Source organism: Bacillus sp. 01N45, from assembly GCF_056399205.1.
Map to the genome: position 1 here is coordinate 198,597 of NZ_JBFTQW010000001.1, position 23,838 is coordinate 222,434.

Consider the following 23,838-nt stretch of genomic DNA (forward strand, 5'->3'; position numbering starts at 1 on the left):
ATTATGAAGCAATCTGCTTAGATTGTTTTATTTGTTTCGTTTCTGGTAGTAGTAGATTTAATAGTACACCCACAATTGCTGCTAGTGCCATTCCTTCTACTTGGAACGATTCTCCTACGTGGAGTACCGCTCCACCAATACCGATTACTAGTATTACTGATGCAATCATTAAGTTTCGTTTGTCACTTAGGTCTGTTTTATCATCTACCATCATGCGTAATCCGCTTGATGCAATTACACCGAATAGTAAGATTGATACACCACCCATAACTGGTGTTGGGATGGAATGAATCAGTGCAGAAATCTTACCGATAAATCCGAACATGATTGCAAACACTGCTGAGCCGATGAATAAGTATACACTGTATGCTCTCGTAATTGCTAACACACCGATGTTTTCACCATACGTTGTATTCGGTGGTCCACCTATTAGCGATGCAATCAATGTTGCTATTCCATCACCGAAGATTGAGCGATGTAAACCTGGTTTTTCAATTAAATCTCTTTTAATAACATTTCCTAGTACAATTTGATGTCCGATATGTTCTGAAATTGTTACTAATGCTACTGGTACCATCAAGAGTACAATCTTCCACGAAAACTCCGGAGTATATGTTACAAATGGTACTGTGAAATCTGGTACAACAAACCATTTTGCCTCAGCTACCGGCTTTAAGTTTACTAGCCCTTGGAAGTAAGCAAAGATATATCCGCCGATAATGCCCAGTAACACTGGTATGATACTGAAAAACCCTCTTCCGAATATAGAGCAGATAATTGTAATTGCTAATGTTACTAATGCTACTGAAAAGTGTGTAAAGCTATATTTGCCATCCGCACCGTTCATCGCCATGTTAACTGCTGTATGTGCTAAAGCTAGACCGATTACCATTACGACTGGACCAACTACGATTGGCGGAAGTAATTTCATAATCCACTCTGATCCTGACTTCTTAATTCCGAGTGAGATTAAGATGTACACAAGTCCTGCAAACAAACCACCAAGCATTGCTGCTCCAGGTCCACCTGCTGTTTTCGCTGTTATAATCGGTGCGATAAAGGCGAATGATGATCCTAGATAGGCAGGTACTTGACCTTTCGTTATAAGAAGAAACGCTAGCGTTCCTAATCCACTTGATATTAATGCTACTGACGGATTCAATCCTGTTAAAAACGGAACAAGCACTGTTGATCCAAACATCGCGAACAAATGTTGTATACTTAAAAATAACCATTTTCCCGGTTTCGGTACTTCATTAACGTCTAACACTGGCTTTTGTTCCATTGTTACATCCTCCTTCAGTTTAAATCTTTGCAATAAAAAAACTCTTTGTGCCTGTGCACAAAGAGTCCTACACTTTCGTATGCCAAATTTGACATATGAAAGCCAAGACCCTTTGGCAGCCTCACAGGACTACATTTAAAAGGGCTTTACTTATCGTATATGCTTACTCGATCTTGTTGATCTGTCTCTTGCAAATCAACTTCGATACGCTCTTCACTTGATGTTGGAATGTTCTTTCCTACATAATCAGCGCGAATTGGTAGTTCACGATGACCTCTATCAACAAGAACCGCCAGTTGGATTTGTGATGGTCTACCTAAATCCATAAGAGCATCCATTGCTGCTCGAACTGTTCTTCCTGTATATAATACATCATCCACAAGGATAACTTTTTTCTTCGTAATATCTACAGGGATATCAGAACCTTTTACAAGCGGTTCTTCATTTTTCGATTGTAGTGTTAAATCATCACGATATAACGTAATATCTAGCTCTCCAACTTCCATTTCTTTTCCTTCAATTTGACCAATTCGTTCTGCCAAACGTTGTGCAATAAAAATTCCACGAGTTTTAATTCCGACAAGAACACAATTATCGACACCTTTATTTCGTTCCACGATTTCATGACTAATTCGTGTTAAAGCGCGGCGAATCATTTGGTCATCTAAAACGACAGCTTTCTCTTGCATGCTCTACACCTCCAAGCTTTTTTCTTGCGTGAGAGTAATCGTATAAAAAAAGTCCTCTCAGCGTGTGCGAGAGGACTTTTGAAAAAAGGGTACAGCATACCCTATGTATTTCAAACCGTTACCTTCTCAACCTCACGGGGCTGTGTTAAAGGATCATTATTTAACTGTTGTCAGTATCTCAGTTTTCTTATGATTTGTCAATACTATTTCCGTAAAATATTTAATGCGTCTTCAAACACTTCTGGAATCGGTGCCTCAAACTGAATATATTCACCAGTACGAGGATGGTCAAACCCTAAAATACCTGCGTGAAGTGCTTGTCCATTCATGTCTAATGTTTTCTTCGGACCATACTTCGGATCTCCTGCAAGTGGATAGCCAATATATTTCATATGAACACGAATTTGGTGCGTACGTCCCGTTTCTAAGCGACATTCTACAAGTGTAAAATCTTTAAAGCGTTCTAACACCTGGAAGTGTGTAACAGCATTCTTACCATTTTCATCAACTGTCATGCTTTGACGTTCTTTCTTATCGCGACCAATTGGCGCATCGATCGTTCCTTTATCATGCGGAATCACACCGTGTACAATCGCTTTGTAACGTCTTGTTACTGTTTTTGCTACAAGTTGATTTACAAGTGACTCATGCGCCACATCATTTTTAGCAACCATTAATAGTCCAGATGTATCTTTATCAATACGATGCACAATACCAGGACGCATTACACCGTTAATACCTGACAGGTCTGTACAATGGTGCATAAGTCCGTTTACAAGCGTACCGCTTGTATGCCCTGGAGCTGGATGTACAACCATACCACGTGGCTTATTTACAACGAGTACATCTGCATCTTCATAATAAATTTCTAAGCCCATATCTTCTGCTTGGATATCTAACTCTTCTGGATCAGGAATCGTTACTGTAATTTCATCGTTTTCTTTAACTTTATAATTCACTTTTACCGATTTTCCATTAACTGTAACGACATCATCTTTAATCCATTGTTGTACTTGTGAACGTGACCATTCACTGTTTATTTCTGCAACGAATTTATCAATTCGCTCACTTTTTTGTTCTTCTGCAACTGTTACTTGTACTACTTCACTCATCCAATTACTCCTTCGTTTTCTTGCCTTCTAATAATGTTTGAATAATAATTAATACAACACCAATACATAATGCTGAATCAGCTATATTGAATACTGGATAGTTGTACGAGAAAATATACACGTGAATGAAATCCACTACTTCTTGTCTAAATACACGATCAATGAAATTACCAATTGCTCCGCCTAATATTAGACCTAATGAAATCCCTAGAAGTTTGTCTGTTTTCGMATATTTTTGCATATAAATTACGATAAATACTACAAAAACGACTGTAATAATGTAGAAAAACCACATTTTATTTTCTAAAATCCCCCAGGCAGCTCCTCTATTTCGATGTGATGTTATGTATAATACATTATCGATAATCGGAATGCTCGTACCCAATTCCATGTTCTTTACAATTAGCCATTTCGATATTTGATCGATGGCAATGACAAATAACGCTATTACATAATATATCATTTTCATTTCCCCCACAAAGACAGTGTACCTCAAAATTTTAGCATAGCTGCAACCTTTTCACAATGAACCTTTATAGAAGAATAAAATAAATTAAAAAAAGGTAATATAATATCATTGTGCGCATTCATACATTTACTTTTTCATAGAAAAATTCATGAATGGTACGGGCAGTCGGCATCGTCTTCATTTGTTTTACCGAAATTGCTCTCCCCGTTTCTTCACAAATACCATACATATCTATTTCCATTTTAAATAATGCACGTTCTACATCTTTTAAGTCCTCTTTTATATCATGTAATAGGAGTTTTTTCTTTATCTCTTCCTTAATTTCATATCCAAGCTCTTCGCTAAACTCTGTATCATATTTGTGCATGACCTCTTTAGCTAGCCTCTCTTGTAACTCTTTTCGCATCAATTGCAATTCTTCTTTGATTTCCATATACATTTCATTCACGTGTACATTCCTCCCAGCTGCAATGTACGATTAGTGTGTCCGAAATTTCTATGCTTACCTCACACACATTTTTCCTTCATAGGAAAGAGAGTGAAAGTTATTTTAATATATCATCAACAAAAAAACTGACTGTACTTACGCACAGTCAGTTTTTTTATTATTTTACATAGTTTTCTTTAACAACTGTTGCACAACGCTCACATAATGTTTCATGTTCAGCGTCTTTACCAATTGTTTCTGAAACTACCCAACAACGTTCACATGTTTCACCAGTTGCTTGAGCAACAACAACCGCTGTATGCTCATACTTCGGCGCATCTGCTGGCGCTTCTTCCATCATACCACCAAGTTTATACTCAGAAACGATGAATAATTGCTTTAAGTCTTCGCTAATAGACTCTAACATAGTTTTCATTTCTACAGTCGGATATAGCGTAATACTTGCATTTAATGACTTACCGATTACTTTCTCATTACGAGCTACTTCTAACGCTTTTAATACGTCATCACGCAGCGTCATAAATGCATCCCATTTTGTTTTTAATGCTTCCGCACCATCTAATTGTACAGCTTCTGGCATATTAGTTAATTGTACACTTTCTTCTGTTACACCCGGAATGTATGGCCATACTTCATCAGCTGTATGCGGTAAGATTGGTGTTACAAGTTTCGTCAATGCAACAAGAACATCATATAATACAGTTTGAATTGCACGACGATCTTCATGGTTTGCACCTTCAATGTATAAAATGTCTTTTGCAAAGTCTAAGTAGAATGAACTTAAATCAATTGTACAGAAGTTATGAATTGCATGATACACAGCAGCGAAGTCGTATGTTTCATATGCTTCTTTTACTTTTGTAATTAAGTCATTTAATTTCACTAACATGTAACGATCTACTTCACGAAGTTCAGCTACAGCTACTGTATTTTCACTTGGCTTAAAGTCATCTAAGTTTCCTAATAAGAAACGGAATGTGTTACGGATTTTACGATACACTTCTGCTACTTGTTTTAAAATATCATCTGAAATACGTACATCAGATTGATAGTCAACAGAAGATACCCATAAGCGTAAAATATCTCCACCTAATTGATCCATAATTTTCTTCGGTACGACGATGTTTCCAATCGACTTACTCATTTTACGTCCTTCACCATCTAATACGAAACCATGGCTTAGTACGCCTTTATATGGAGCTTTACCTGTTACAGCAACTGCTGTTGATAATGAAGAGTTAAACCAACCACGATACTGGTCAGATCCTTCTAAATATAAATCAGCTGGACGTTGTAAGTCTTCGCGCTCTTCTAATACTGCTTGGTGAGAAGAACCTGAATCGAACCATACATCCATGATGTCTGTTTCTTTACGGAATTCACCATTTGGGCTACCTGTATGTGTAAATCCTTCTGGTAATAGATCTTTCGCTTCACGCTCAAACCATACGTTAGAACCGTGCTCACGGAATAAATCTGCTACATGGTTAATTGTTTCATCTGTAATAATTGGATCACCATTCTCTGCATAGAATACAGGGATTGGCACACCCCATGCACGCTGACGAGAAATACACCAGTCACCACGGTCACGAACCATATTATGAAGACGAGTTTCTCCCCATGCTGGTACCCATTTTGTTTCCGCAACAGCTTCTAATAATTCTTTACGGAACGCTTCAATAGATGCAAACCACTGTGCTGTCGCACGGAAAATAATTGGTTTTTTCGTTCTCCAATCATGTGGGTATGAATGCGTAATGAATGTTAGCTTCAGTAACGCGCCTACTTCTTCTAATTTTTCTGTAATTGGCTTGTTAGCTTTATCATAGAATAAGCCTTCAAATCCAGGTGCTTCATTTGTTAATACACCTTTATCATCAACTGGGCAAAGTACTTCTAATCCATACTTTTTACCAACAACGAAGTCATCTTCCCCGTGTCCTGGTGCTGTATGAACACAACCTGTACCTGCATCTGTTGTTACGTGATCTCCTAGCATAACTAATGAATCACGATCGTAGAATGGATGTTTTGCAACTGTATACTCAAGTTCGCTACCTTTTACCGTTTTCACAACTTCAGCATTTTCCCACTCTAACGTTTTTGCAACTGTCTCAAATAGTTCAGAAGCAATAATATATTTTTCAGCATTTACTTTTACAATAGCGTATTCAAGTTCTGGGTGAACAGAAATACCTAAGTTTGCAGGTAACGTCCAAGGTGTTGTTGTCCAGATAATGAATTTCTCATCACCTTCTAATACGTTCTTTCCGTCTTTTACAGGGAATGCTACGTAAATAGATGCTGATTTTTTATCTTGGTATTCAATTTCAGCTTCTGCTAAAGCTGATTCACTCGTTGGAGACCAGTAAACTGGTTTCTGCCCTTTATAGATATAACCTTTTTTCGCCATATCACCGAACACTTTAATTTGTTGCGCTTCATAAGCCGGCTCTAAAGTAATATATGGGTTATCCCAATCTGCACGTACACCTAAACGCTTAAATTGTTCACGTTGACGTTCTACTTGTTCATATGCATACTCTGCACATAACTTACGGAACTCAGCAACTGTCATTTCTTTACGCTTTACACCTTTATTTGTTAAAGCTTGCTCAATTGGTAAACCGTGTGTATCCCAACCCGGTACATATGGTGCGCAGTAACCAGTCATTGATTTATAACGAACAATAAAGTCTTTTAACACTTTATTTAATGCATGTCCCATATGAATGTCACCATTCGCATATGGAGGTCCATCATGCAGTACAAATAAAGGACGACCTTTCGTATGTTCTTGTACCTTTTCATAAATATTCATTTCAGCCCACTGTTCTTGCATTGCAGGCTCACGTTTTGGTAAATTCCCACGCATTGGGAACTCTGTTTTTGGCATTAGTAATGTATTTTTGTACTCCATGCTCAATTCCTCCTTACATGTATAAAAGAAACACTTAAAAAACGGAATAAAAAAGAGACCTTCTCATCCCAAAAAGGGACGAGAAAGTCTCCCGCGGTACCACCCTAGTAGATCCTATACGTATGTATACAATCCTCTTTATATTCTTAACGCGAATATACGCCTACGCTTACTCTATTTGTTCAGCGCGGAACTCCAGGGTGATATTCCCATTATCTCCTTATCCTGAGCTTACACCATCCTCAGTTCGCTATATAAGGTATGAAAAAGGTACTTATCCCTATCTTCGTTTTTCTTAATAAATATGTTGTTTAAAATTATATGTAATAATGAGAAAAACGTCAAGCTTACACTGTTTCTTCTTTTTTCAACAGTTCATCTACTTCGTCTTCTAACTCAATTAGTTTATCCCAATCATCGTTGTTTAACATTTCAAGCTGTGTTTCTAATAACATACGGAAACGAGTGCGGAATACTTTCGCTTGTTTCTTTAGCTCTTCAATATCAAAGGCAACTTTTCTTGATTTTACTAACGCTTCGTTAATAATACGGTCTGCATTCTTTTCAGCTTCACGTACGATTAATTTTGCTTCTTTTTGCGCATTACGTTTTACTTCTTCCGCTGCTTCTTGTGCAACGATGATAGATTTGTTTAACGTATCTTCAATATTAGAGAAATGATCTAACTTCCCTTCTAATTGCGCAACTTTTTCTTCTAGAGCTTTTTTCTCACGAATGACTAATTCATAATCTTTGATAATTTGATCAAGAAACTCATTTACTTGATCTTCATCATAGCCACGGAATCCGCGACCAAATTCTTTGTTATGAATATCTAATGGTGTTAACGGCACAACGCCACCTCCAAGTAGTTATCTAAATTTCCTATTTCAATTATATCTTTTCTTCGACAAAATAGGAGGATTTCCTTCTAAAAAACCAATCATTTTAGTATACCATACAAAATTCTCCATTTGTCGCGCTTTGTTCTACCTTCTACAGAAAACAATTTACTTCGTCCATATCCTCTCACTGAAAAAACATCTCCTGGATAACATTCATAAGAAGTTTGCTCCACTGTTTTCCAATTAACTTTTACTAAACCATTTTTTATGAAAGGTTGTACTTTTTGTCTGGATATATGTAACATTTCAGCTAACATAACATCTAAACGAAGTGAAGAAACCGTTCCAGATTTCTCTCCCCACGTTTCTTGCATCTGTAGAATTTTTTCTCCTTGCACTGGTGATAAGGAGACTTTCACTTTCCCTATAGATTGTAAGTTCATCTCAATATAAGATACAACTTCTTTCGCGACTACAATTTGGGCACGATCTTCTTGAAGCAAAATATCACCACATTTTTCTCTCGTTAAACCAAGAGACATAAATGTACCTAATATTTGCCTATGTTCTAGCGTATAAAACTTGGAAGGATAGTCAATTTCCAATACTTCTACTTGAAATTCCTCTTCATTCACTACTAGATAGTCCGGATAAATGAGTGCTCTCTTACGCTCTGCATGAGGCGTTGCACCATCAAACTGTACAGCAACATCCCCTTGTCCTATTACCATAGTGACAATTTGTTGTTGTCTTGGATCAAGGAAGTCTGTTAACTTCACTTGATGGTACTCCGCTGCTCGCTTCCACTCTAACACCTTATCCACAAAGACCTCTTCATCGGGTCTGAAATGTTCATAGATGCTCATGTATTTAACCTCTTACTATAAGAAATAGTTGAATATACTTATTAAACCATTCGTAGCAAGCTTTAACGTGAAAATCGCAACGAGTGGAGAGATATCAATCATACCAAGCGGCGGAATAAATCTGCGAAATGGTTCTAAATACGGTTCACAAATACGCGCAAGAATTTCTCCAAAAGTTGATTCCTTTGCACCAGGGAACCATGATAGAAGAATGTAAATAATAAGTGCCCACGAGTAGATCTCGATAGCAGTAATTAAAACGTTTAAAACTGTTACCATGGCGTATTACCACCTCTTTATATTTGTGTCTTCTTCTTCACCGAATAACTCTGAAATTGCACCAACAATATCTACATTTTCAGGGGTACACATAAATGTTTTCGGTCCTATTTTTTGAATGTCCCCGCCTATAGCGTATACAGTACCACTTAAAAAGTCAACGATACGTACAGCTTGATCAGTAGACATTCGTTGTAAATTAATCACAACAGCTCGTCTACCTTTTAAATGGTCCGAAATCCCTTGTGCTTCCGAATATGTGCGTGGTTCTAATAAAACAACTTTTGAAGATTGCTTTGCCGTTTCAATGCTCACAACATTTTGTTTCGGTTGCGCTTTTGGAAACGCAACATCTTGTTGTTCTGGCGGATCTTGCTGCTTCTTCATGTCTGTTTGCTCCTTTTCATAACTATATTGAGCTGCTTCTTTTTCTTCCGGTGTATCAAAAAAGAAGTATTTTACTTTTGACCAACTCATAATAAGATTCTCCTTCCTTTTACGCTTTTCCTACTAAAATCGTCCCCAAACGAATATATGTAGCACCTTCTTCAATTGCAATCGTGTAATCATTAGACATTCCCATTGATAATTCTTTACATGGCGCATGTAATAATTCTAGCTCCTGCACCTCTGTTTGTAGCATACACAACTCCTTAAAACAGCGTCTGATTTCTTCCTCTTCTTCTGTAAACGGAGCCATTGTCATTAGTCCCACCACTTCAATCTTATCCAATTCTTGCAAACTTTGAATAAAAGAAACGGTTTCTTCTATTGCCAATCCTTGCTTTGATTCTTCAGATGATGTTTTCACTTGAATAAAACATTTCACTTTCTTATCAGCACGTTTTTGAATTTCTTTTGCAAGTGAAAGACGATCTAACGAATGTAAATAATCAATTTCATTAATGATTTCTTTTACTTTTCTCGTTTGTAATGATCCAATAAAATGCCAATTCACTTTTGAACCGAAATGTTCGTACTTCTGTAAGAAACTTTCATTTCTATTTTCACCTAAATCGATAATTCCAGCTTCAATTACTTCGTTTGTTTTTTCAATTCCTACCGTTTTTGTAACCGCAACGAGTTTAATATCTTGCAACGAACGTCCCGCTCGTACGCAAGATTGTTTAATTGCTTCATTTACAGTTGTTAAATTTTTTTGTACTGTCACTTGCTTTCTTCCTCCTTAAAACCTATGAAACTCAACATTCTTCCTGTCTTACCTTGATCACGACGATGAGAGAAAAATAGTTGTTCTTCACAGCTTGTACAAAGAGATGACATTACAATATTCTCTTCTTTTATGCCTGATTGTACACATAATATACGATTAATTTCTTTTAAATTAATTGCGTACTGCCCATCAGAAATTTTTTTATAAGGGACAGAGCCGTTTACTACTTGCTCTGCTGCTGTTAACACTCGATCATCAACAACGTAACAACAAGATCCAATTGCTGGTCCAATTGCAACATGAATTTCATCACTTGAAATCCCTTCTGCATTCCATTTTTGAATCATTTCCTTTGCAATCTCTTTTACAGTCCCTTTCCATCCAGCATGCGCAAGTCCTATCATACCATGTGATGGTGCATAAAAATAGAGTGGAACACAATCCGCGTAACATGATGTTAGAAGAACATCATTATTAGTCGTATAAATGCCATCTGTTTTTGAAATGCCGTCTTCATATGAATAGACGCCACTTCCTTTTTCCTGTTGTCCTACTTTTTCAACATGATGATCATGAACTTGTTCAGAGCAAATCCAGTTTTCTAATGGTTTTTGTAACTTATTTGCTAAAATGCGTCTGTTTTCATGAACGTTCTCCACGATATCATTCACATGTAATCCTAAATTCATCGCATGAAAGGAGCCCGTACTTACCCCACCATCTTTTGTCGTAAATCCAGCAGTAATGTTTCCAAGTTCTTTCCACGCTTGTAAATACAGTATACCGTCCACATATTTAAATGGTTGTCTCATAAAGTGACTCCTTTTAATTAAAATAACATAAAAAAGCATGGTACTTCCTGTCTATTTTACCATACTTTTATTTTTTCATAATGCCAACAGAAAAAAAAGAGGAATTTGTAATATTCTTTATGAAATTGTCGGTGTTTGTATTGATTCTGTTACAGAATTAACAGGATTTACTCTAACAAGTATGACATCTTCCCCAATTTTCATAATTTCCTCCCAAGGAATTACAATTTCTACATCCTTCCCAAAGATCCCTAACATACGTGCCTGTTTGGAAATAATAATAGACCCGATCTTCCCTGTGTTCATATCAATTTCAATATCTCCAATATTCCCAAGCCTTTTTCCATCTGAAATATTTATTACCTCTTTCATCTGCAACTCCGAAATTCTTATCATTTTCATCCTCTCCCTTATATATGACGAATTGAAAAAACACTGTTTCTCAAATTAACAGGAAGCACCCTCTACTAATCCCATATTATTTTCATTATATGAACACAGCTTCCCTACTATGAGCGAAGACAAACTATATTACATATAAAAAGGTTTCACCATAAATGGTGAAACCTTATCCTTGAATCGTTTTATTCATTTGTTTAATAGCTGATTTCTCTAAACGTGACACTTGTGCTTGAGAAATCCCAATTTCTTCTGCAACTTCCATTTGTGTCTTTCCTTGAAAGAAACGTTTTCGAATAATCATTTTCTCACGATCATTTAAACGCTTCATCCCTTCTTTCAGTGCTAACTCTTCAACCCACTGCTCGTCCTTTTGTTTTTCATCACTTAACTGATCCATAACAAAGATAGGATCTCCCCCATCGTTATAAATCGGTTCAAATAATGAAACTGGATCTTGAATCGCATCTAATGCAAAAACAATTTCTTCATGAGTCACTTCAAGCACTTTTGCAATATCCATTGCTGTTGGTTCTTTTGAATTTTCTGCAATCAATTTCTCTCTTACTTGTAACGCTTTATACGCAATATCTCGTAATGATCGAGATACGCGAATCGGATTATTATCACGCAAATATCTGCGTATTTCCCCAATAATCATCGGCACAGCATACGTTGAAAATTTTACATTTTGGCCTAAATCAAAGTTATCAATGGATTTCATAAGTCCGATGCAACCAACTTGAAATAAATCGTCAACATATTCTCCTCTGTTATTAAATCTTTGGATGACGCTCAGTACAAGACGTAAGTTTCCATTCACTAATTTCTCTCTTGCGCTTATCTCTCCACTTTGCATTTCACGAAATAATTTACGCATTTCATCATTTTTTAGTACGGGAAGTTTAGCTGTATCAACACCGCAAATTTCTACTTTGTTTCTCGTCAAAGTGTTCCCTCCTATCGGGAGTTGCTGTACAGTGTAAAGTATTTCCTTTGAAGGGGATTTTATGCATGCGGTTTTCTCTTCATTTTTCATTTTCGTTGTCTCTTCTCATACAACGAAAGAGAATAAGACCAGCCTAGATAACGGCTGGTCTTATTCTTTACACCATTTTATTAAATTCTTTTCGTAATCTTTTTATGATTCTTTTTTCTAAACGCGAAATGTATGACTGTGAAATCCCAAGCATATCCGCCACATCTTTTTGCGTCTTTTCCTCTTCTCCAGCAAGCCCAAACCGAAGTTCCATAATTTGTTTTTCACGATCATTTAATTGATGCAATGCTTTCATTAGAAGATGACGATCTACAGTAGCTTCTAAATCTTTTGTAATAATATCATCATCTGTACCTAATACATCTGATAACAAAAGTTCATTCCCATCCCAATCGATGTTAAGCGGTTCGTCAAAAGAAACTTCTGAACGATTCTTATTATTCCGACGCAAATGCATTAAAATTTCATTTTCTATACAACGTGAGGCATATGTCGCTAATTTTATTTTCTTTTCCGGATTAAATGTATTCACTGCTTTAATAAGGCCGATTGTTCCTATACTAATCAAATCTTCAATATTTATCCCTGTATTTTCAAACTTTCTTGCTATATATACAACTAACCGTAAGTTGCGTTCAATCAGTAACGATCTTGCTGCCTGATCTCCTTTTGGCAATTTATTCAAAAGAACTTCCTCTTCTTCTTTCGTTAACGGTGGTGGCAACGCTTCACTTCCACCGATATAATAAATTTCATCGGTCTTAATTCCTAATTTCAACAATACTTTATACCAAAGGTATACTAAATAAAATTTTAATTTCATCATATTATCCCGCCTCCCATTATTAAGCAATTACCATTTTTTGCGAAATTAACATTTTCGGATGCACAATACATTGATACTCTCCATTGGTTGACAACTGTTGTGTATTTAATCCAATCAATACTTTGCTGACTACAATAGAACTACCTTCATGATAAATTTGCACACTGTCTGGCTTAATTGCCCATAAAAATTGATTCTCTACTCCTACTGCTCTGAAAGGAATTAAGCGTAATTTTGTCGCCCAGCCAGAATCATTTTCTGGTATTTGAGGAATCTCTGTTTTGGAATAAATTTGTTCTGTTAACCAAGCTGGCAAGCAATGCTCTAATGATGAAATATGCATAATCATAACGGGTGTTTTTGTTAACGGGTCGTAAAGTTGGTTCCCACTATCAATTAAACCTGCGAGTTCTAGTTCCTCTTCAGCTAATTGAATTTTCAATTTCACAATTTGGTCATAGTGTATTTTTGTAACCTCTACGCTTTCAATACGCTTTTTAGAAAAATAATAAATTACTGGAAAACCAAAAACAACAAACAGCCAGCTAATTGGATCACCGTAAGAAATTGATTGAGATTGAACCAATCCATTTACCATTTCATTCGTTTGCAAAAAGAAATGAGTCCCAATTAACCCTCCGCCAACCATAAAGGTTACAAAGTAAAAAGTAAAAACAGTTTGTGCATAGTTTCTAAACGTTGTAAACCCAAATGCTGTATACACAATAAGTAACGAGTACAGTAGTTTCATAATTGGATGTGTCATCATAGAAGCAAAAGGAGTAAAGGCAAAAATAACAATGGTTGAACCTATAAATGCCCCTAACACAAGCCTCCATCTTTTGATCTTCTTTTTTAACACGGTTGCTGTTAATAAAAGTAAAAGAAAATCAATGCAGGCGTTTAACAACCAAACAACGTCGGCGTAAACAACCAAACAATTCACCTCTTTTTTTAAGTTGAGACTAGTATAATGCATATCCAATAGGAAAGTGTGTCAATTTGCGGAGGTGTTTTTTTGTTATTTTGTGCTTTCTAGACAAAATCTGTCGGTAAAAAATAAAAGTATATGTTTCATAGAATACTATATCTTTTTACTTATATATTAAGTGAAACTTTAATCACCCCGCACCAATCAGGCTGCCCAGCAAATAGCGGGCTAAATCAAAATATATAAAATAAAAAAAGACCTGCTTAGCAGATCTTTTCCCTGTATAAAACAAAAAAGGAGCATAAAAGCTCCTTTTCTTTTATCGTCTACGACGGTTACGTAAGAATGCTGGAATATCGATGTCATCTGAATCTGTATGACGCTCATGCACAACCGGCTCTTCACGTTTCATTTCACGCTTAACTTCACGTTGTTTTGAAGGTTGAGCTACTTGCTGTTGCTGTTGTTGCGTGTGATTCGCAGTCGGACGGATAATTGGTTTTGGTGGCTGCGTCGAAGCACTATCATCAAAACCAGTTGCAATTACAGTTACAACGATATCATCTTTTAATCCTTCATTAATAACAGAACCGAAGATCATATTTACTTCTGGATCTGAAGCTGAAGCTACAATGTCTGCCGCTTCTTGTACTTCATATAAGCTTAAGTTAGCTCCACCCGTAATGTTCATGATAACACCTTGAGCTCCATCAATAGATGTTTCTAATAATGGACTAGAAATCGCTTTTTTCGCAGCTTCAGCAGCACGATTTTCTCCATTACCAGAACCAATACCCATTAAAGCAGAACCTCTATTAGACATAATTGTCTTTACGTCTGCGAAGTCTAAGTTAATTAAACCTGGTGTTGCAATTAAATCAGAAATACCTTGAACACCTTGACGTAATACGTTATCTGCTTCACGGAATGCTTCTAACATCGGCGTATTTTTATCAACAATCTCTAATAAGCGATCGTTTGGAATTACAATAAGTGTATCTACATTTTCTTTAAATGCCGCAATACCAGATGCTGCTTGCGTTGCACGTTTACGTCCTTCAAATGTAAATGGACGTGTCACAACACCAACTGTTAATGCACCTAATTCTTTTGCAACTTGAGCAACAACTGGAGCTGCACCAGTTCCAGTTCCGCCGCCCATACCAGCAGTTACGAAGACCATATCCGCACCACGAAGTGCTTCTTGGATCTGTTCTTTACTTTCTTCTGCAGCTTTTTTCCCTACTTCAGGGTTTGCACCTGCACCAAGTCCACGTGTTAATTTTCCACCAATTTGCATTTTTGTTTCAGCTTTTGATAGATTTAATGCTTGTGCATCAGTATTCACAGCGATAAAGTCTACACCTTGTACACCGTGTTCAATCATACGGTTTACAGCATTGTTTCCGCCACCGCCGACACCGATAACTTTTATATTCGCTAATTGATCTTGAGTAGTATCAAACTCTAACATGTCGAAATCCCCCTAGAACCTCATTTTTCGTGTCCAATTTTAATCCCATAAATAACGGAATACACGTTTTACTTTTGACAYCATACGTTCATCATTTTGATTATTATTGTTTTGATTACGAGTTTTTTGTTTCGCAGGTTGCTGTTGTACCGGCGTTGGTGCTGGTGCTGGTGCTGGTACTGGTTCAAAATGTTCTTGCTTTTCCTGCACATTTTTTCCACGTAATTTAGCTTTTTGATAAGAATGTTTAATTAATCCTACTCCACTTGTATATTGGGGCTCACGCACACCAATATAATCAGGAGTCGCTATACGAACATTTTCATGTAAAATATCATATGCAAGATCAAGAACACCCGGCATAGAAGCAATTCCACCAGTTAGTACATAGCCAGAAGCTACTTGCTTTACTCCTAACTTACGCACTTCATCTTGAACAAACATTAAAATTTCCTCTACACGAGCCTCTATTATATCCGATAATTCCAACTGAGAATATTGTTCTGTTTGATCGCTTCCCATAATAGGAACCGTAAACATCTCTTCTTCAGATGCTGTATCATAAAAAGCATGTCCATATTTCAACTTTATTTGATCTGCATTGTCTGTTGAAGTTTTCAACCCAATCGCAATATCCTTCGTTATATGGTCTCCACCTAACGGTAATACACTCGTCGCTTGTAACTCTCCATCTTTAAAAATAGATAAAGTTGTAGATCCTCCCCCCATATCAACAAGGGCTACTCCTCTATTTTTTTCATCTGAAGATATAGCAACTGTTGCAGCCGCTAAAGGTTGAAGACAAATATCAACTATTTCAAGACCTGCTTTTTCTACACAACGAAGTAGGTTATGTAGTAAAGTTCTCGAGCCTGTTATAAGTGTACCTTCCATTTCTAATCTTACACCGATCATCCCGCGTGGATCGTTAATCTCGTCAAGACCGTCTACGATGAACTGTCGAGGTACCACATCAATAAACTCACGCTCTGGAGCAATTGACACAACTTGTGCTGCATCTAGAACGCGTAAGACATCTTCATTCCCGATTTCACGATCTTCATTTGAAACAGCGACTACTCCGTGACAAGGAAGTAGCTGTACCTGGTTTGCATTGACACCTACTACAACTTGCTCAATGTGGATTCCCACCATGCGCTCAGCTTGTTCAATTGCTTTTTTAATTGATCGAACAGTCTCGTCTATATCAACTATCGATCCCTTCTTTAAACCATTTGATTTTACATTTCCAACACCAATAATGTTTAAGCTGTCATTAACCATTTCACCAATGATGACTTTAACATTGGATGTACCGATGTCAAGACTAACATATATTTCATTGCTGTTCATTCTTTGGCACCTCCTTCTTTATTTATACCATACAACTCAATATATGGAACAACAATCGCAACTTTACTATTTATAAGAAAAATATTCAACGTCTTTATACGTTTCCCTTTTTTAACCCTATATTTTTCTTATTTTTATTTAACATTCATTTAAGAATATCGCAGTAAACTGTGAATAACTGCTTATCTTGAAATAATTCTATTTCAAGTGTAAAGATTACCGCCAAGTATAAGTCTACACTAAGATGTACTCATAGAAAAGTGAAACTTGTACCAATCCTAGTATGAATCTAAGAATTTTTACATCTTTTTCATCAAATGAACCATTCTTGTAAATTCAGATGCATTCAATAGAACGTTCGTTTCGTTTTTTCTACAGGAACGTAGTAAAAACTATCGTTCTATTCTTTTTTTTCTTCCGCTCCTAATTCTTTCGTATATGCCCCTACTTCTAAATCAATTAATACCTTTTTACCCGGCTCAATTGTTTTTAAGATAAGCGGATAAGCTTCCATACGCTTTGCGAAATTTTGAATCGTAGTGCTCACTTCGTACCCTTCGTTCATATATAAAGTAAGATGATCTTCATTCGCATTCGTCGGTGAATAACGAATTTCAGAAATAGACCTTAAAATAGTTGGTGTTAATTTTTCAAGCTCAGCAATTAACTCCTTCATTTTTTCCTCTTTAAAAGGTTCAAAAATTGGTGCTGCAACAGGAAGTTTTCCGTTCGGAAGTACATCAAGTGTTTTCCCGTTCTCTAGTAACGGTTGTAATTTCCCATCTTTGTTTATATAACCAATCGTTAAATATTCTTCAATATGAACATCAATTTTATTTGGAAAACGTTTTTTTACATTTACTGCTTTAATTTCTTTTCGTTTCGTTAGGTTTTCTTCTGCTTTATGTGCTGTCACTCGGAAATAACTTGTATCATACGTCACACCTGATTCCTTCATCACTTGTTCATCTGTCATATAATGATTTCCAAACACACTTATCTTTTTGATATTGCTTAGCGGAGACCGAAAATAAATTAAAAAGAGCACTAATAAAAATAAAATTGATATGTATAAAATCAACCGATGATTAACATTTTTCTTGTTTTTCTTCTGTTGATTTTTTAACTTTGGTACACGATCCTGTAGTTTAATCACTTTACTATTTTTCATGTACGATCCCCCTACGTAACATAAAAAACGGCATGTTCCTCATGCCGTTCTTATCTTCTTATTATAACATAAATGATAATGAGCGGAACGAATAACCGTTATCTTCCAATGATTTCTACTTCTGTATGCATTTCTACGCCAAATTTATCCTCGATTGTTTGTTTTATTAATGCAATTAAAGATAAGACATCTTGCGCACTGGCTCCCCCAGTGTTAATAATAAAATTCCCATGCATTTCAGAAATTTGAGCTCCGCCTATTTGATAACCACGAAGCCCCGCCTTTTCTATTAAGTCTCCTGCAAAGTATGGGATTGGATTCCGAAATATGCTTCCTGCACAAGGATGATTCCACGGCTGTGTTTCACGACGGTAGTCTTTATTCTTTTGCATGACGCTTACGATTCCCTCACGCTCCCCTACCTGCAATTGAAACTCAGCTTCCAAAACAATACCAGGACGTTTCGTTTGCAATACAGAAGTACGATAGGAAAACTCCATTTCTTCATGTGTTAACCAATCAATTGTTCCGTTTTCAAACAAAATAAGAGCTTTTGATAATATGTTTGATATATCCGATTTATGTGCTCCTGCATTCATATACACTGCACCACCAACACTTCCTGGAATACCACTGGCAAATTCCAGGCCGGATAACCCTTGACGACTAAGTAAAGTTGATAATTTAATAAGGGGATACCCACCACCAACTCTTACTCTATGTTTTTCGACTTCTAAGTGGTCTAATCCTTCTCCTAAACGAATAACGACACCTTCTATACCTAGATCAGATACAAGAAGGTTCGAACCTCGACCAATTACAGTCCACTTTGTTTTATATTTTTTTACTAACTGCAACGTTTTTTCAATACTGGCAACATGCTTTGGCACAATTAAAATATCAGCTGGTCCACCTATTTTCATAGTGGTATAACACGCTAACGCTTCATTCACTAACACGCGACCAACATTTGCTTCTATAAGCTCATTTACTAATTGCTCCATAAACAATCTCCCCCATACTAAGTATCCTTATTACAGTAGTATGCAGGGCGTTCACCTAACGTTATTTTTTTACAAGCTTATTCATTACTTCATACAGCTTATTTGCTGCATCTGGAATACCTAATTGCCCCGCAGCCAGCTTCATATTTTGTAATGTTTGTGCATCCAATAAAATCTCATCAATATCACGAATAAGCGTTTCTGCTGTTAAATCTTTTTCAAGCAACATTTTTGCTGCTCCTTTATCGACAACGGAACGTGCATTCTTTTCCTGATGGTTATTTGTTACGTAAGGACTCGGTATTAACACACTTGGCTTACCTAACGCGGTTAATTCTGCAAGTGTTGTTGCCCCCGCTCTTGAAACAACAAGATCTACACCTGTAAGTACCTCTGGCATATTATGAATGAAAGGTTTAATAATAACATTATTCGGATTCCCTTTTTGCTTCACTGCTTCCATCACTTTGTCATAATGAACTTCACCTGTTACATACAATATTTCGTAACTTTTATTTCCAAACTGTTCAATTGCCTCTACGAAAGCATCGTTAATCGGTCTAGCCCCACGACTTCCACCAAAAATAAGTACCGATTTTTTAGGAAGAGATAAACCTACTGAACGTTTTCCTTTCATTCCATTCTGATCCATTACTTCTGATGCTCTTGGATTTCCTGTCATCACCACTTTTGACTGTGGAAAATGTTCTGCAGCCGCTTCAAAACAAACCGCAACTTTATCAACATAGCGGCTTAAAAATTTATTCGTTACACCAGGTACACTATTTTGTTCATGTACAATGGTTGGAATACCTAATTTTGCTGCAGCATATACAACTGGTCCACATACATATCCACCCGTTCCAATCACAATATCTGGATTAAAACGACGAATATATCGTTTACTATCTTGTACACCCTTTAGGAAACGCATCACCGTTTTCACGTTATCTAACGATATTTTACGCTTAAATCCACTTATAACAATAGATTGAAACGGTATGCCTGCTTTTGGAACGATCGTGCTCTCTAATCCACTCTCCGTACCAATATATAAAAACCTTGCTTCCGGATTTAATTTTTTTATTTCTCTTATTAGAGCAAGAGCCGGATAAATATGACCTCCAGTGCCCCCACCACTTACTAATACACGCACTACTAACTCCTCCGCTTCTCTTTTCTTATTTCAGTCGTATTTATTTCTATATACATCATGTTTCTTCGCGCACATACGAAAAACCCTGTCTTATAAAACAGGGTTTAGTAGCGAGAATGGCGACTTATATTTAATAATACACCTACTGCCATTAACATTAATGTCAAACTTGATCCACCATAACTTAAAAACGGCAAAGTAATACCTGTTACAGGCATCAATCCTGTTACAACACCAACATTAATCATTACTTGAATCGCAATCATCGCCACAATACCTACTGCTAAAAACGTACCATATAAATCTGGCGCTCCTAAAGCTATACGAATCCCACGCCATAATAATAGACTAAATAATAATAACACAAATGAACCACCAATAAAACCTAATTCCTCCGATAAGATCGCAAATATAAAGTCTGTTTGCGGTTCAGGTAAATAAAGAAACTTTTGTCTACTTTGTCCAAGTCCAAGCCCGAATAATCCACCAGGTCCAATTGCGAGTAACGATTGAATAATTTGAAATCCACTTCCAAGCGGATCTGACCACGGATCTAAATATGATGTAATACGTTTCATTCGATACGGTGCTGATGCAATTAGCCCTACAAATCCTGCTACACCAAGCAAACCAAACATTGCAAAGTGAAAGACCCTTGCCCCCGAGATAAATATCATAATAATACATGTCCCAACCATTACGGTTCCTGTGCCAAGATCTGGCTGTAACATAATCATCCCAAAAGCAAGAAATACAAAACTAAGAGCTGGTAGTAAACCACGTTTAAAAGAGGTAATTAATTTTTGTCGTTCCGCTAAAAATTTTGCTAAGAAAATAATCATCGCAAACTTCATAAATTCTGACGGTTGAATGGAAAATGCCCCGATTCCAATCCAACTTCGCGCCCCTCCTCGAACAAGTCCTACCCCAGGAATAAGAACAAGAATAAGAAGAATGAAGCAAACTAGCAAAATTACTTTTGAATACGTACGCCACACCCAATAATCAATTTTCATAATTAAAAACATAGCCACTACACCAATACTTGCAAATAGCAATTGCCTTTTTGCAAAAAAGAATGAGTCCCCCATTTTATAAGAGGCCCAAACCGCACTCGCACTATACACCATAACCATTCCGATTGTTAACAACGCAAGTGTAACGATGATGAGAATAAAATCAGGCGTTTTCTTCATTACCCATAAACACCACCTCTTTAGGCAGAAACTTTTGCCCTATGTAACAAAACATCAGTAGGTGTTAGCCTACTGATGTTTTGATTTACTTTATATAAGTTTATGCACAGCTTGTATAAAAATGTCTCCTCTTTCTTCAAATGTTTTAAATTGATCCCAGCTTGCACATGCTGGAGAAAGAAGAATTACATCGCCATCTGTAGAATGAGCATAAGCTTTCACTACCGCTTCATCTAAAGTATCGACACTTTCAATTGTATCTAATCCCGCTTTTTCTGCAGCTCTTACTAGTTTTGGAGCTGTTTGTCCAAATGTTACAATTGCTTTTACATTTTTGAAATATGGAATTAAATCATCGAATTCATTTCCACGATCAAGCCCACCTGCTAATAACACAATCGGTTGTGTAAACGCAGATAAAGCTTTCTCAGTCGCTAACATATTCGTTGCTTTTGAGTCATTATAAACCTTACGATTGTTAATAGTTGTTACATATTCTAAACGATGTTTTACACCTGTAAAACGTTTTAATACCACCGTAATCGCTTCATTAGAAACACCCAATAATTTTGCGATACTCATCGCTGCTAAAATATTTTCTAAATTATGTTGACCAGGTAAAACGATATCGCCTACTTCAACAACTTTTTCACCTTTAAAACAAAGAGCATTCTCTTTTATACACGCACCATCTTCAATTTCTTTCTTTGTCGAGAATAGTACTTTTTGCCCTTTACTATAAGCAGATAAAGCCATCACATCTGCATCATCTGCATTTATTACACTATAATCATTTTCTGTTTGGTTTTTAAAAATATTTGCTTTTGCTAAACCATATTCCTTCTTCGTCCCGTGATAATCTAAGTGGGCCTCAAATAAATTTAAAAACGCAGCAATTTTAGGTTGGAACAATTCTACTCCCATCAGTTGGAACGATGAAAGCTCTGTAACTACAACTTCATTTTCTTTTGCACCCTGTGCTACTTCACACGCTACAGTTCCTATGTTCCCTGCAATTATAGGATGCTTTTGTCCTTCTTTTAGCATTTCAAATGCAAGCATTGTCGTCGTCGTTTTACCGTTAGACCCCGTAATCCCAACAAATGGCGCTTCTGAAATACGATATGCTAATTCAACTTCCGTAACAATTGGGATTTGCTTTTCTTTCGCAGCAACTAATATTGGATTAGAATACGGGATTCCTGGATTTTTTACTACAAGAGAAATATTTCTCTCTAACAATTCTAAAGGATGACCACCGCATACAACGTCCATTCCTTTTGCTTGTAATTCTGCAGCAAGTACATTATCTGCTAAAGGCTTTCCGTCATTTACAATAACATTTGCCCCTAATTTTTGTAACAACGTAGCTGCTGCATAACCACTTTTTGCAATGCCTAATACAAGAATATTTTTATTTTGAAATTCAGTTACAGTTTTCAATTACATCCACACCCCGATATAAATTCCTAACACAGCTAATAAAAATCCTACAGACCAAAATGTCACAACAACACGCCACTCTGACCAACCACATAATTCATAATGATGGTGTAATGGACTCATTTTAAAGACACGTTTTCCTGTTGTTTTAAAAGAAATGACCTGAATAATAACAGATAAAGTTTCCATTACGAATACTCCACCAATGATTACAAGTAGTAATTCTTGTTTTAATAAAATCGCTACAGCTGCAATGGCTCCACCTAAAGCTAAGGAACCTGTATCTCCCATAAACACTTTCGCTGGATTTGCATTGAATACTAAAAATCCAAGTACAGCTCCTACAACTGCCATACAGAATATCGCTACTCCAAATTGCTCTTGCGCTACTGCAATAATACTAAAAGCTCCAAATGCAATAGCAGCTGTTCCTGATAATAAACCATCTAAACCGTCAGTTAAGTTAACTGCATTTGATCCACCAATAAGCATAAATAATACAAGTACAAAATACGCCCAACCTAGTTCAAACTTAACATCTGTTCCCGGAATCATGATGTATGTGTGGAGCGCTTGCCCTTTTCCAATTAAAAAGAACGCAATAGCAATAACAAGCTGACCTACTAATTTTTGTTTTGATGTTAAACCAAGATTTCTCTTCTTAACTACCTTTATGTAGTCATCTAAAAATCCAATTAATCCGTAGCCAAATGTCACTAATAATAATAACGAAACCTCTGCACCTAAATGATTAAACTTAATCGCCATAATAAGTGAAGTTACCATCATAGATACATATATGACAATACCACCCATTGTAGGTGTCCCTGATTTTTTTTGATGTGACTTTGGTCCCTCATCACGAATACTCTGTCCGAACTTTAATTTCCTTAAAAATGGAATAAACAATGGCGAAAGGGCAACAGAAATTAAGAATGCTACCCCAGCCGTTACTAATAAACCTTGCTCAAGCACATGTAGTC

At 36.5% G+C, this 23,838-nt stretch carries 24 protein-coding genes and 1 other annotated feature; all 24 genes read right to left on the reverse strand.

What is annotated here, in order from left to right:
• Position 1: 1 nt before the first annotated feature.
• Entirely contained in the window at positions 2–1,285 is a 1,284-nt protein-coding gene (uraA, locus tag AC1DMU_RS00920; protein ID WP_000435919.1) for a uracil permease, read from the reverse strand.
• 146 nt (positions 1,286–1,431) lie between these two features.
• Positions 1,432–1,974 carry a bifunctional pyrimidine operon transcriptional regulator/uracil phosphoribosyltransferase gene (pyrR, locus tag AC1DMU_RS00925; protein ID WP_001156490.1) on the reverse strand — a complete coding sequence of 181 codons (543 nt, stop codon included), beginning with the start codon at positions 1,972–1,974 and terminating at the stop codon, positions 1,432–1,434.
• 203 nt (positions 1,975–2,177) lie between these two features.
• On the reverse strand, positions 2,178–3,086 hold the full coding sequence (locus AC1DMU_RS00930) for an RluA family pseudouridine synthase (RefSeq protein ID WP_000005846.1): 909 nt from the start codon (positions 3,084–3,086) through the stop codon (positions 2,178–2,180).
• Between the two features lie 4 nt (positions 3,087–3,090).
• Complete coding sequence (gene lspA / locus AC1DMU_RS00935) at positions 3,091–3,549, reverse strand: lipoprotein signal peptidase LspA (protein ID WP_476941452.1); 459 nt, start codon at positions 3,547–3,549, stop codon at positions 3,091–3,093.
• Between the two features lie 124 nt (positions 3,550–3,673).
• A complete protein-coding gene (locus tag AC1DMU_RS00940) occupies positions 3,674–4,003 on the reverse strand; it encodes a TraR/DksA C4-type zinc finger protein (RefSeq protein WP_001004658.1) in 330 nt (109 codons plus the stop codon).
• Between the two features lie 157 nt (positions 4,004–4,160).
• The gene (ileS2, locus tag AC1DMU_RS00945; protein WP_088064304.1) at positions 4,161–6,926 is read right to left on the reverse strand and encodes an isoleucine--tRNA ligase; all 2,766 of its coding nucleotides are present in this window, start codon (positions 6,924–6,926) and stop codon (positions 4,161–4,163) included.
• 71 nt (positions 6,927–6,997) lie between these two features.
• Positions 6,998–7,222 (reverse strand) — a binding site (T-box leader).
• A gap of 51 nt (positions 7,223–7,273) precedes the next feature.
• Positions 7,274–7,780 carry a septum site-determining protein DivIVA gene (divIVA, locus tag AC1DMU_RS00950; RefSeq protein ID WP_001131609.1) on the reverse strand — a complete coding sequence of 169 codons (507 nt, stop codon included), beginning with the start codon at positions 7,778–7,780 and terminating at the stop codon, positions 7,274–7,276.
• A gap of 89 nt (positions 7,781–7,869) precedes the next feature.
• Complete coding sequence (locus AC1DMU_RS00955) at positions 7,870–8,637, reverse strand: YlmH family RNA-binding protein (protein WP_000029706.1); 768 nt, start codon at positions 8,635–8,637, stop codon at positions 7,870–7,872.
• 15 nt (positions 8,638–8,652) lie between these two features.
• Complete coding sequence (locus AC1DMU_RS00960) at positions 8,653–8,916, reverse strand: YggT family protein (protein ID WP_000259082.1); 264 nt, start codon at positions 8,914–8,916, stop codon at positions 8,653–8,655.
• 6 nt (positions 8,917–8,922) lie between these two features.
• Positions 8,923–9,393, reverse strand: a complete 471-nt coding sequence (locus AC1DMU_RS00965) for a cell division protein SepF (protein ID WP_000119131.1) — start codon at positions 9,391–9,393, stop codon at positions 8,923–8,925.
• Between the two features lie 19 nt (positions 9,394–9,412).
• Complete coding sequence (locus AC1DMU_RS00970) at positions 9,413–10,087, reverse strand: YggS family pyridoxal phosphate-dependent enzyme (protein ID WP_000218035.1); 675 nt, start codon at positions 10,085–10,087, stop codon at positions 9,413–9,415.
• On the reverse strand, positions 10,084–10,902 hold the full coding sequence (pgeF, locus tag AC1DMU_RS00975) for a peptidoglycan editing factor PgeF (protein WP_046956465.1): 819 nt from the start codon (positions 10,900–10,902) through the stop codon (positions 10,084–10,086). The genes AC1DMU_RS00970 and pgeF overlap by 4 nt, the downstream gene beginning before the upstream one ends.
• Positions 10,903–11,019: 117 nt before the next feature.
• Positions 11,020–11,298 (reverse strand): YlmC/YmxH family sporulation protein, encoded by a 279-nt coding sequence (locus AC1DMU_RS00980; RefSeq protein ID WP_476941453.1) that lies wholly within the window; start codon positions 11,296–11,298, stop codon positions 11,020–11,022.
• Between the two features lie 172 nt (positions 11,299–11,470).
• Entirely contained in the window at positions 11,471–12,250 is a 780-nt protein-coding gene (gene sigG / locus AC1DMU_RS00985) for an RNA polymerase sporulation sigma factor SigG (RefSeq protein ID WP_000197753.1), read from the reverse strand.
• A gap of 157 nt (positions 12,251–12,407) precedes the next feature.
• A complete protein-coding gene (sigE, locus tag AC1DMU_RS00990) occupies positions 12,408–13,127 on the reverse strand; it encodes an RNA polymerase sporulation sigma factor SigE (RefSeq protein ID WP_000976947.1) in 720 nt (239 codons plus the stop codon).
• 19 nt (positions 13,128–13,146) lie between these two features.
• Positions 13,147–14,064: a sigma-E processing peptidase SpoIIGA gene (gene spoIIGA / locus AC1DMU_RS00995; protein WP_000261976.1), complete on the reverse strand. Its 918-nt coding sequence runs from the start codon at positions 14,062–14,064 to the stop codon at positions 13,147–13,149.
• 313 nt (positions 14,065–14,377) lie between these two features.
• On the reverse strand, positions 14,378–15,532 hold the full coding sequence (gene ftsZ / locus AC1DMU_RS01000; protein WP_000888983.1) for a cell division protein FtsZ: 1,155 nt from the start codon (positions 15,530–15,532) through the stop codon (positions 14,378–14,380).
• 39 nt (positions 15,533–15,571) lie between these two features.
• A complete protein-coding gene (gene ftsA / locus AC1DMU_RS01005) occupies positions 15,572–16,885 on the reverse strand; it encodes a cell division protein FtsA (protein ID WP_476941454.1) in 1,314 nt (437 codons plus the stop codon).
• A gap of 400 nt (positions 16,886–17,285) precedes the next feature.
• A complete protein-coding gene (divIB, locus tag AC1DMU_RS01010) occupies positions 17,286–18,056 on the reverse strand; it encodes a cell division protein DivIB (RefSeq protein WP_000798232.1) in 771 nt (256 codons plus the stop codon).
• Positions 18,057–18,154: 98 nt separating this feature from the next.
• Positions 18,155–19,060 (reverse strand): UDP-N-acetylmuramate dehydrogenase, encoded by a 906-nt coding sequence (murB, locus tag AC1DMU_RS01015; RefSeq protein ID WP_088064306.1) that lies wholly within the window; start codon positions 19,058–19,060, stop codon positions 18,155–18,157.
• A 61-nt stretch (positions 19,061–19,121) separates the two neighbouring features.
• The gene (gene murG, locus AC1DMU_RS01020) at positions 19,122–20,216 is read right to left on the reverse strand and encodes an undecaprenyldiphospho-muramoylpentapeptide beta-N-acetylglucosaminyltransferase (protein ID WP_001265424.1); all 1,095 of its coding nucleotides are present in this window, start codon (positions 20,214–20,216) and stop codon (positions 19,122–19,124) included.
• Positions 20,217–20,320: 104 nt separating this feature from the next.
• Positions 20,321–21,412 carry a stage V sporulation protein E gene (spoVE, locus tag AC1DMU_RS01025; RefSeq protein ID WP_000753516.1) on the reverse strand — a complete coding sequence of 364 codons (1,092 nt, stop codon included), beginning with the start codon at positions 21,410–21,412 and terminating at the stop codon, positions 20,321–20,323.
• Between the two features lie 90 nt (positions 21,413–21,502).
• Positions 21,503–22,855, reverse strand: coding sequence for a UDP-N-acetylmuramoyl-L-alanine--D-glutamate ligase (gene murD, locus AC1DMU_RS01030; protein ID WP_088064307.1), 1,353 nt, complete (start codon positions 22,853–22,855; stop codon positions 21,503–21,505).
• Positions 22,856–23,830 carry a phospho-N-acetylmuramoyl-pentapeptide-transferase gene (mraY, locus tag AC1DMU_RS01035; protein ID WP_088064308.1) on the reverse strand — a complete coding sequence of 325 codons (975 nt, stop codon included), beginning with the start codon at positions 23,828–23,830 and terminating at the stop codon, positions 22,856–22,858.
• Between the last annotated feature and the right edge of the window lie 8 nt (positions 23,831–23,838).